Origin of the sequence: Microcoleus sp. Z1_B2 (genome assembly GCF_036700325.1) — a bacterium.
Lineage (GTDB): Bacteria > Cyanobacteriota > Cyanobacteriia > Cyanobacteriales > Microcoleaceae > Microcoleus.
The window spans coordinates 114,215-123,335 of record NZ_JAUBOQ010000007.1 but is presented as its reverse complement, the minus strand read 5'-3'; the positions used below and the strand labels follow the sequence as shown (position 1 = coordinate 123,335).

Here is a 9,121-nt window from a genome sequence, read left to right as displayed (position 1 = left end):
TAGGGGCGGGTTCACCAACCATCATCGCCGGAAACAAACAATCTCAAAAACCCGCCCCCACCCAACGATAAATCATCTCGACTCAACGGGCGATCGCTCCCCCAGCCAGCCAAAAACCCAAAACTAAAAACCATGTAATTTTAATCCATCGACATCATACCCGTAGGGGCGGGTTCACCAACCATCATCGCCGGAAACAAACAATCTCAAAAACCCGCCCCCACCCAACGATAAATCATCACCTACATTTAGGAATTAAATATAAATATCAGGTTGATGTGAATTATTGGTGAGTGAGTGGGGCGGGTTTTTATATATTGTTGGTTATCATTATATATTGTTGGTGAACCCGCCCCTACGAGTTCGCCAATTGTACAATAACGAATCAACCAGACATAATATCACTTCTTGTTTTTTCTTTCATCTTTCCGCAAAGATTCCAGAATAGAACTGCCCACATAATTGCTAAAAACTACCTCTCCAGCTTGATTGTAGTGGCAGCAGCTATCTACATAAACTGCCTCTTTAGTCTTGTCAAAAACATTGACAGCATTCACTAGATTGATCTTATTTTTTTCCAAATTAGGAAACTTCTTGAAAAGAGCCGGATATCCAATTTGCACAGCTTTAGCATAAGGAGTATCCTTATTAAAAGCAATCTGCTTTTCGGATTCACTAAACACCCTTTTCGTCTGATAATATTGATTAGGCTGAAGAACATGAAAATAAGGCACATTACTAGCAGACAGAACTTTGTGCATAAAAATTGAACTTTTTACCCAATTCTGGGCCATTTGTTCAAAAGCGGCTGAATCCGGTAAAACTGACTTATTAGTATTGATATAAATAACGCTGCCGCCGTCATCTTTTTTTTGTGTAGTCCGTTCTTGTTCAAACTTAATAACATCGGTTTTATAGTTATTAACTAAATTTTGAACGTAAACAGAAGTCAAAGCATCGCACGCAGCTAAAGAGCAGTTTTGCAAACGTTCCAAACCCTGACTAATCCTAGCTTTATTTTCTTGGATTCTGATAGTTGCTTTCATCGCTTTTGTAGAAAGGCTATTATTCGCCAAGCTAGTCAGCGGCAAAATGTGCTGAATACTTGGCATTGTCAAATCGACTTGATTTTTATTGTTTAAGTTAGAAAGTGCTACTTCATTAAAACCATCTATATTGACTACCAGATCCAGTTCTTGCCCTAAAGCCAAAAAATAGTTTAGAATTAATAATTGCTGGGGTTGTTTGTAGCCTCCGGTAGCAAAAGACAAAATTACAAATTCTTTATCTTTCAAACCCGGAAGCTGCTTGAGGTATTGAGGCAAAATTTTGTTTTGAACTTCAAATACTGCATAATTAGAAGCCACAGAACCGCCAAAAACTCCGATAATAAATTGATTTTTCTTGGTTTTTTTCAAAGGGTAATCATAAGGAGAGATAAATCCGTAGTTGTTAACCTTAAAACCAGGGCGAAAATCGGGGCCTGGTTGTTGAATAAATCCAAAAAAAGGATGAAACCTTTCAACAATAGACTGATTCAGCCGCACTCCTTCTAAATTAATTCCTAAATCTGACTTGTTTTGCACCTTTTCTCTAGCATAGAAAAATTGCTTGTGCTTGAGAAAATACCATCCCAAGGAACCGACTTCGAGGAAAACCAGTAAAAGCGCTAAGTTAATCAAAGTTATCTTGAGGAATTCTTGCCCTCTTTTGAGAAATTTTAAATCTTTCATAAACCTCTATTTCGATTCTCTTACTACTTTAATAATAGAACTAGAAACATAGTTTGCCAATAGTTCGTCTCCGACTGAATTATAGTGGCAGCAGGCATCTTTGTAAACCGTTTCTTTGGTATTGTCTAAAATATTCACTGCACTAAAAATATTAACCCCAGCTTTTTGCAAATCATCGACTTTGGACAACAACACCGGATAACCTTTTTTCACTCCTTCAATGTAGGGACTCTCTTTGTTAATCGCGATTTCGTTTTCCTTGGCGGTAAACGCTCGCTGAGTGGGATAATACTGGTTGGGCTGGATAAAGTGAAAATACTTAATTTTTCTACTTGATAAAATTTGATTCATCCCGATCGACGATTCGTACCACATCGATGCCATTTTGTCAAAAGCAGCGGCGTCCTGCAAAACAAAGTCAGCTTTGGGAATGTAGACTATACCGCTATTTGCCGTGTCGGAGTTGGATTGTTTGACTTGTGAATCGTACTTGACAACTGCTTGCTGGTAATTGTTGACTAATTGTTTCACCTGTAGCGAGGTGACAGCGTGACACAAAGCAAGTTGACAAGTTTGCAATTTGTCAATACCTGCTTTTAATTGTTTTTTGTTTTCGTTAATTTGCACGATCGAGCTCATCGCTTCCGGCGACAAGTTGTTGTTGGCTAAACCAGTCAGAGGCTGTATGTGCTGAACGCTGGGCATTCCTATTTCTACTTGGGCTTTGTTGTTTAAATTTGACAGCGCTACTTCGTTAAAACCATCAATATTGATGACTAAATCTAATTCTTGACCCAAAGCCAGAAAGTAATTTAAAATCAATAATTGTTGGGGCTGTTTGTAGCCGCCATTCCCAAAATTTAAAACAATAATTTCCTTGTTGGCAAATTCTGGATAAGTTTTCAATTTGTTAGACAATCTGCGAGTTACGTATTCATCGACTGCAAAATTATTCGCAACTGAACCGCCAAAAACTCCGATGATAACTTGATTTTTATTAGTTGTAATAAACGGATATTCGTAAAGTGAAAAAAAGCCGTGTTTGTTGACTTTTAACTTTAATTTTTCATTGGTGAAAGCACCTTGTTTGAGTACATAGCCAAAAAGTGGGTGCAGTCTTTCTACGATAGATTCATCAAGTCTAATGCCGATCCTTTCAATATCTTCTACTACTTTTTCTTTGGCTTTAGTTCTGGTATAAAAAAACTGTTTTTGGTTGAGAAAATAAAAAGCTAGGGACAAAGCTTCCAGAGAAATAAAGGCGATCGCCAAATTAACCGCGATTATACTTAATATATTTTTGCCTTTTTTCAGCGCCGTTGAATCTTTCATGAAATTTGACTGATTACGGTTGTTTTTTGGGGAATTGAGACTGCTTCAAATTTTCGCACAAATTGCGGTTAATCAGGATACTAGCCAGTCGGTGTCCGAGTTCATTCCAGTGACCCCCACAGGGTACAGAATTATCAAAACCGTGGGCGCAGACTTGATATTTTTCAGTATAACCTTGAAACTGTTCGGATAAATTCAGTACCCGAAAACCCTCGCGCGCGCCCAATTTTTCCAGCCGCCTATCGGGATAAAACAAATCCTGAATGTTGTTCTTTTTCGTAAAATCTTTTCGCATCTTGGCATCCCGTTCAACTTGGATCGGATCGCCGATCGTCACAAGCAAGAACTCAGCATTTTTCTGCACGACTTCATTCCGCATCGTCACTATCAAACCCTCTGTCACCCTCCAAGCCTCTTCCCAAGCTGCATTCTCAGGTTCCTTGAGGTTTTTGGTACTTAAAGTGGTAAAATCCTCAGATAACTCGCGCTTTTTCCTTTCTAAGTCTACTTTTTTAATGACCTGCAAAATGCGCGAATTTTTGACTATCAAACTGGGCATTCGGTCTACGAAGGAAACTGCTCTTTCGTTGCGATCGATCGGCGCCAGATTGCGAAAAGACATATCCGGTACTAGCTTGCCGCTAGCATCGTAAGCAAAAAATGGTCGGTAGCGATCGTATTCTAATTGTGGCGAATTGTTAATTATATCATTCCCAATAAAAAAGGCAAGAATTACAATGTCAGGACTGTAATCCCACACTTTTTCTCGCAGCATTATCAATTCTTGAGCAGTACCGTAGCCCTGCACCCCGAAATTCATTACCTCAACATTTTTGCGTCCCTTAACAGCTTCGCAGTTGCCTAACTTGCGTTCCAATTTTGACCAGAAAGTTTGTTCGACAGGTACGTGAATTGCTTCGGTGAAAGAATCGCCCAAAACCGCAACGCGCAAAGTATTTGGAGGTTTTACTTTTGTATGTTCACGATCGCGCAAACCCTCGCTATTCACCTGCACAAAACTCGCACCTTCCCCATTCCACTCCCCCGACGCACCAGGTTTCAGCTTCCAGCCCAAATTCGGATCGGAAGTGTGAAAACGAGTTGGCGCCGAGTCTACGAAATCTCCTATTTTGGGATAGCCTTCAATCCTGGCTACCCGCAATCCAATTTCACCAATTACCACCCCCATCAATAAACCGCCGAGTGTCAAACCCAAATTGACACCCAAATTTTTCAACTTGCTCATTATTTCAAAACAGCGTGTAAATAAATGGAGCAATCACAGAACCCTGACTCAATACAATCAAAGCTCCCAAAAAAACTAAAGTCACAATGAGCGGCAACAGCCAATACTTTTGACGTTCTTTCATAAACGCCCACAAATCTTTGAGAAAGTCTAAAGTTGCTTCAAACACTTAAAAAGGACGCTCCATACTAACTTTTGTTCTTGCTTTACTTGGGACGCGGTAAGTATCCATTTTAGGATTGAGTTTTCGCCGCATGGCATCTTCGCCGAAAATGTTTTTGATCGCTCCCATCGGCCAAACTATCAGGTAAAAAACTATCCCTAGGACGATCGGCGTTTCGATTTTGTTAAGAATAATTCCAAAGCGCATCCACGCGTGATAAACGGGATTAAGCGATTTCGGCGCCACCAATGCTAGCAGCACCATCACTCCGCAGATTGCCCAAGGCCACCAAGGTAGAGAATGCCGCCGCAGTAAAGGTACTGCTAAACCGAACAGCACTGCAATCAAGCCGCCAATTAGCAGCCCGAAATCGCGCAAGCCTTTTTTGTCGAGTTTTTTAATTTCGTCGCTCATGGGGAAGAAGGAAGAAGGAAGAAGGAAGAAGGAAGAAGGAAGAGGGAAGAAAGAAGAAGGAAGAAGGAAGAATGACAATTGCCAACTAACAACTCACAACTGCCCACTGCCAACTTACTAATAATTAATCTAGTTCAAATTCATTTTTCCAAGCATCATCTTGTTTCCAAGGAATTTGTTCTGACTTGGGAAGCAAGTAATTTTCCAAAACCAGATAGTCCATTTCGGTTCGCATGAAACAGCGGTAAGCATCCTCTGGAGTGCAAACAATGGGTTCGCCTCGGACGTTGAAAGAAGTATTTACCACAATAGAACAGCCCGATCGCTTTTCAAAATGGCTGATTAAGTCATAGTAGCGAGGATTGGTTTCTTTGTGAACAGTTTGAATGCGAGCCGAGTAATCGACGTGGGTGACAGCCGGAATTTCCGATCGCGGAATGTTGAGCTTTTCAATGCCAAACAACTGCTCTTGTTCCGCAGTCATGGGAATGCGGAGACTGGATTTGACAGGTGCTACCAATAGCATATAAGGGCTAGAATGGTCAATCTCGAAATAATCCGCAACTCGTTCGGCTAAGATTGACGGAGCAAAAGGTCGAAAAGATTCCCGATATTTAATTTTCAGGTTCATCACGGACTGCATTTTAGCACTGCGGGGATCGCCAATAATCGATCGACCGCCCAGAGCCCGCGGCCCAAATTCCATCCGCCCCTGGAACCATCCCACCACATTTCCCTGTTCCAAAATTTCCGCCAACTGCGGCATTAATTCGGCATCATCTAATCGATGATAGCTAGCTTTGACAGCATCCAAATATTCGAGAATTTCTGCGTCAGTAAACCTTGGGCCCAAATATGAGCCCCGCATTTGATCGTGACAAGTTAAATGAGCAACCGACTTCGCCACAGTTGCCACCGCTGGGTTGGCAGTGAGAACTTCCGTCCTCTCCTCAACCGCTGCGTTTGTAGTGATAAGTTCAGTCTTGAGGGCTTCTCTACTATTTGCTGTCGAGTTCGCGCTCACAGTGCGAGTTTGTTCGCAATACTGATACCAAATCGCCAAAGCCGCGCCCAAAGCACCGCCAGCATCTCCTGCTGCCGGCTGAATCCAAATATCTTTGAAAATACCTTCCCGCAAGAGTCTGCCGTTAGCAACACAGTTGAGAGCAACGCCGCCGGCCATACAAAGATAATCAACATCCAATTCTTTTTTAACTGTTCTGCACAGTCGCAAAACAACTTCTTCGGTAACAACTTGAATGGAAGCTGCAATGTCCATTTCTCGCTGAGTCAATTTTCCTTCAGCTTGACGCGGCGGCCCTTCAAACAGTTCGTCAAACTTCTTGTTTGTCATGGTTAAGCCAACTGTATAGTTGAAATAATCCATGTTCAAACGAAAAGTTCCGTCATCTTTGAGGTCGATTAAATAGTTGAGAATCTTGTCTACATACTTGGGTTCGCCATAAGGAGCTAAACCCATGAGTTTGTATTCGCCAGAGTTGACTTTGAAGCCTGTGTAATAGGTGAAAGCTGAATAAAGCAAACCCAAGGAGTGGGGAAAATCGATTTCCCACTGAGGTGTAAGTTGGTTCCCATCTCCCAACCAAACTGAGGTTGTTGCCCACTCGCCCACGCCGTCGAGGCACAAAACGGCTGCTTTTTGAAACGGGCTGGGGAAAAATGCGGATGCTGCGTGGGATTGGTGGTGTTCGGTAAATAGCAGAGATGGCAGTTTATTTGTTTTGCAGTTTGCTATTGCTGCCAGATCTCTTTTGAGCATGGTTTTGAGGTAAAGCTTTTCTTTGAGCCATATCGGCATGGCGGCTAGGAAAGAGCGAAAACCTTGGGGTGCGTAGGCTAAATAGGTTTCGAGAAGGCGCTCGAATTTGACTAAAGGTTTGTCGTAAAAGACTATTCGATCGAGCTCCCGCAAATCTATGTTCGCTTCTTTCAAGCAATAAACGATCGCATTCTTAGGGAATCTGGCGTCATGCTTTTTGCGGGAAAATCTTTCTTCCTGCGCTGCTGCTATAATTTCTCCGTCGCGAATTAAGGCTGCGGCGCTGTCGTGATAGTACGCCGAGATTCCAAGTATGTTCATCGCTCTCCTCACAAATCGCAATGCGTTTGCTTTTGACTATTTAGAATAGCTAACGATTATAGCTGCTTCAGTGCTGATTGGGAATTTAATTTTGCGATCGCCTCTAATTTTACCTGGATCGATGTCGGTGGGAAGCCCTCGGACGATCGGCTGTTAGACAGCATTTAAGTTAGCGCCGGCTTATCCTGCGCCCCCAAGCTCTGAAGTAAGTTACCACCGGGAATTGATAAAATTCACCTACCAACCACAGCACAATGCCTAAATGGGACAAAAAAGCTAAGCCTGTCCAAGCTAGGGGCAGCCACGACAACCTGCTGCCGGGAACCGGGGGAAAATAGTAAGCTGAAAGTCCCAGCAAGGTAGTGGGAAGGAAAATTAGACCAATAGCCGCTGCCCAGTAGGGCCATCCGAATTCTACGCCTTCGAGGTGGGCTCCTATCCACTGTTTGCCGTTCCAGTGCCAAGTTACGGGCGGTTGGCGATCGGCCATTTGGAGCGATTGTCTTTCAACGCTTGCGGTATAAATGTGCTGGCAGAAGTTGCAAGCTAGGGCGTCCATCATCGGCATGGTAGAAATTTGACCGGTGCGGCACACGGGACAGGGATATGTATCTTGAGGGTTGAAAGGTCGGGTTGATTTTTTGAAAATCTGCATAGATCAGGCTGTTTGTCAAGATATTGAGCGATCTTAACAGAGTTTTGTCTGTAGATTATGGGTTGGGTAAGGTGGGTTTTGCCTGTAAAATAGCATCCTGTAGGGGCGGGTTTTACGAATAATATTTAATGACCGCAAACCATCTATATAAACCCGCCCCCACACTAATAACCCAGATCAACCTTTCTTTCGCTCGAAGCATAAAAATGTAAATTGCGATTTATCGCCTTGTGGGGGCGGGTTTATGAGATTATTGATTTTAGGCAAATATTGTTGGTAAAACCCGCCCTACAGATTAATGATTAATGGTCGATGATTGGGATTAATTGCGGTGATTGTTGCTGTACCGAATTCGGGCTCCTGCCCAGTGAAGTTTTTCCCTCAAAGTGTTGAAATAAGAATAGTTTTCCCGCAAAATGATAAACTTGGCTTCGCAGTCCGCCCTCCGCACGTCTACGCGGTGTCCTGGCCAAATTGCAGTACCTAAAACCCCGTCTGTCCAGAGTTTGGTACTGAGTTCGTAATCTGCTAAAGGCCAAATGCTGACGACTGAACCGGGCGGGAGGACGATCGCCCGACTGGATAAACTCAAAGGGCAAATTGGAGTAACGGCGATCGCCTCCATTCCTGAGTGCATTATCGGCCCGTTGGCAGATGCAGTGTAGCAAGTCGAACCGGTGGGAGTTGCCACAATTAAACCGTCGCCTTGATATTGATCGACTACTTCGCCGTCAACTTCCATTTCTAGAATACAGCTCGGCATTCGATCGGCTGAAGCAGGTTTGACACACATTTCATTTAGTGCCAAAAATCGATCGCTTTGGGGTTCGAGATTGGTTCTGTTTCCCTCAAAAACTGTTGCCTGCAACATCATCCGCGTCTGCACAGCATACCTGTCTTCCGCAAGTCTGTCCCAAATCTCCTCAGTCTTTTGGAAATCCTCAAAAGACTCGGTTAAAAAACCCAGATGTCCCCCCACATTCGCTGCCAAAATCGGGATGCCGTCAGCCGCCAAATTCCGCGCTGCAGCTAGGGCCGTACCGTCGCCCCCCAGAACTACCGCTAAATCAATTGGGGTATTACTAGAAGCTAAAAACACCGGATACGGGTTATCTTTCGGGCCACTGGGCCCCATTAAAACCTGACACCCGCGACTTTCTAATTGGCGGGCACATTGTTCTGCCCACCTCTGGCTGAGGGTATCTCTGGCTTTGTGGGCGATAATTACTTGTTTTAGTTGCACAACCTATCGATTTTAGATTTTAGATTTTAGATTTTAGATTTTTAGATTTTAGACTGAATTGCCGCGACCGGGACGATCGCACTGTACATCGATTTTAGATTTTAGATTTGAGATTTTAGATGATTAGATTTTAAACTGAATTGCCGCGACCGGGACGATCGCAGTGCACATCGATTTTAGATTTTAGATTTGAGATTTTAGATGATTAGATTTTAGACTGAATTGCCGCCACCG

Annotated in this window: 9 protein-coding genes; 1 reads left to right on the top strand and 8 read right to left on the bottom strand. The window is 43.2% G+C overall.

The features are described 5' to 3' along the window. Positions 1-401 precede the first annotated feature (401 nt). Genes QT984_RS06065 through QT984_RS06045 form a run of 5 tightly spaced genes read right to left on the bottom strand, consistent with a single transcriptional unit; the run spans position 402 to position 4,888 of the window. Positions 402-1,733: a hypothetical protein gene (locus QT984_RS06065; protein ID WP_333232541.1), complete on the bottom strand. Its 1,332-nt coding sequence runs from the start codon at positions 1,731-1,733 to the stop codon at positions 402-404. Between the two features lie 6 nt (positions 1,734-1,739). Then, positions 1,740-3,065, bottom strand: a complete 1,326-nt coding sequence (locus tag QT984_RS06060) for a hypothetical protein (RefSeq protein ID WP_333373517.1) — start codon at positions 3,063-3,065, stop codon at positions 1,740-1,742. 13 nt (positions 3,066-3,078) lie between these two features. After that, the gene (locus QT984_RS06055) at positions 3,079-4,311 is read right to left on the bottom strand and encodes an SGNH/GDSL hydrolase family protein (protein WP_333053592.1); all 1,233 of its coding nucleotides are present in this window, start codon (positions 4,309-4,311) and stop codon (positions 3,079-3,081) included. A 4-nt stretch (positions 4,312-4,315) separates the two neighbouring features. Next, positions 4,316-4,480: a DUF5989 family protein gene (locus tag QT984_RS06050; protein ID WP_190657062.1), complete on the bottom strand. Its 165-nt coding sequence runs from the start codon at positions 4,478-4,480 to the stop codon at positions 4,316-4,318. Further along, a complete protein-coding gene (locus tag QT984_RS06045; RefSeq protein ID WP_333053591.1) occupies positions 4,481-4,888 on the bottom strand; it encodes an SxtJ family membrane protein in 408 nt (135 codons plus the stop codon). Between QT984_RS06045 and QT984_RS06040 the strand changes: the two genes are divergently transcribed. Further along, positions 4,887-5,009 carry a hypothetical protein gene (locus QT984_RS06040; RefSeq protein WP_333373515.1) on the top strand — a complete coding sequence of 41 codons (123 nt, stop codon included), beginning with the start codon at positions 4,887-4,889 and terminating at the stop codon, positions 5,007-5,009. The two genes, QT984_RS06045 and QT984_RS06040, sit on opposite strands and share 2 nt — an antisense overlap. 3 nt (positions 5,010-5,012) lie before the next feature. Here QT984_RS06040 and QT984_RS06035 read toward each other — a convergent pair whose 3' ends face one another. From QT984_RS06035 to QT984_RS06025, 3 genes are all read right to left on the bottom strand, one after another. After that, a complete protein-coding gene (locus tag QT984_RS06035) occupies positions 5,013-6,989 on the bottom strand; it encodes a carbamoyltransferase (RefSeq protein WP_333053590.1) in 1,977 nt (658 codons plus the stop codon). Between the two features lie 169 nt (positions 6,990-7,158). Then, positions 7,159-7,644, bottom strand: coding sequence for a hypothetical protein (locus QT984_RS06030; protein ID WP_333053589.1), 486 nt, complete (start codon positions 7,642-7,644; stop codon positions 7,159-7,161). 322 nt (positions 7,645-7,966) lie between these two features. Next, entirely contained in the window at positions 7,967-8,887 is a 921-nt protein-coding gene (locus QT984_RS06025) for an NAD(+) kinase (RefSeq protein WP_333053588.1), read from the bottom strand. Positions 8,888-9,121: the final 234 nt, after the last annotated feature.

What these genes read in the sequence shown, in the direction of transcription:
- QT984_RS06060 (WP_333373517.1), bottom strand. Translation starts at nt 3,065, where the DNA reads ATGAAAGATTCAACGGCGCTGAAAAAAGGCAAAAATATATTAAGTATA.
- QT984_RS06045 (WP_333053591.1), bottom strand. Translation starts at nt 4,888, where the DNA reads ATGAGCGACGAAATTAAAAAACTCGACAAAAAAGGCTTGCGCGATTTC.
- QT984_RS06040 (WP_333373515.1), top strand. Translation starts at nt 4,887, where the DNA reads ATGGGGAAGAAGGAAGAAGGAAGAAGGAAGAAGGAAGAAGGAAGAGGG.
- QT984_RS06035 (WP_333053590.1), bottom strand. Translation starts at nt 6,989, where the DNA reads ATGAACATACTTGGAATCTCGGCGTACTATCACGACAGCGCCGCAGCC.
- QT984_RS06065 (WP_333232541.1), bottom strand. Translation starts at nt 1,733, where the DNA reads ATGAAAGATTTAAAATTTCTCAAAAGAGGGCAAGAATTCCTCAAGATA.
- QT984_RS06055 (WP_333053592.1), bottom strand. Translation starts at nt 4,311, where the DNA reads ATGAGCAAGTTGAAAAATTTGGGTGTCAATTTGGGTTTGACACTCGGC.
- QT984_RS06030 (WP_333053589.1), bottom strand. Translation starts at nt 7,644, where the DNA reads ATGCAGATTTTCAAAAAATCAACCCGACCTTTCAACCCTCAAGATACA.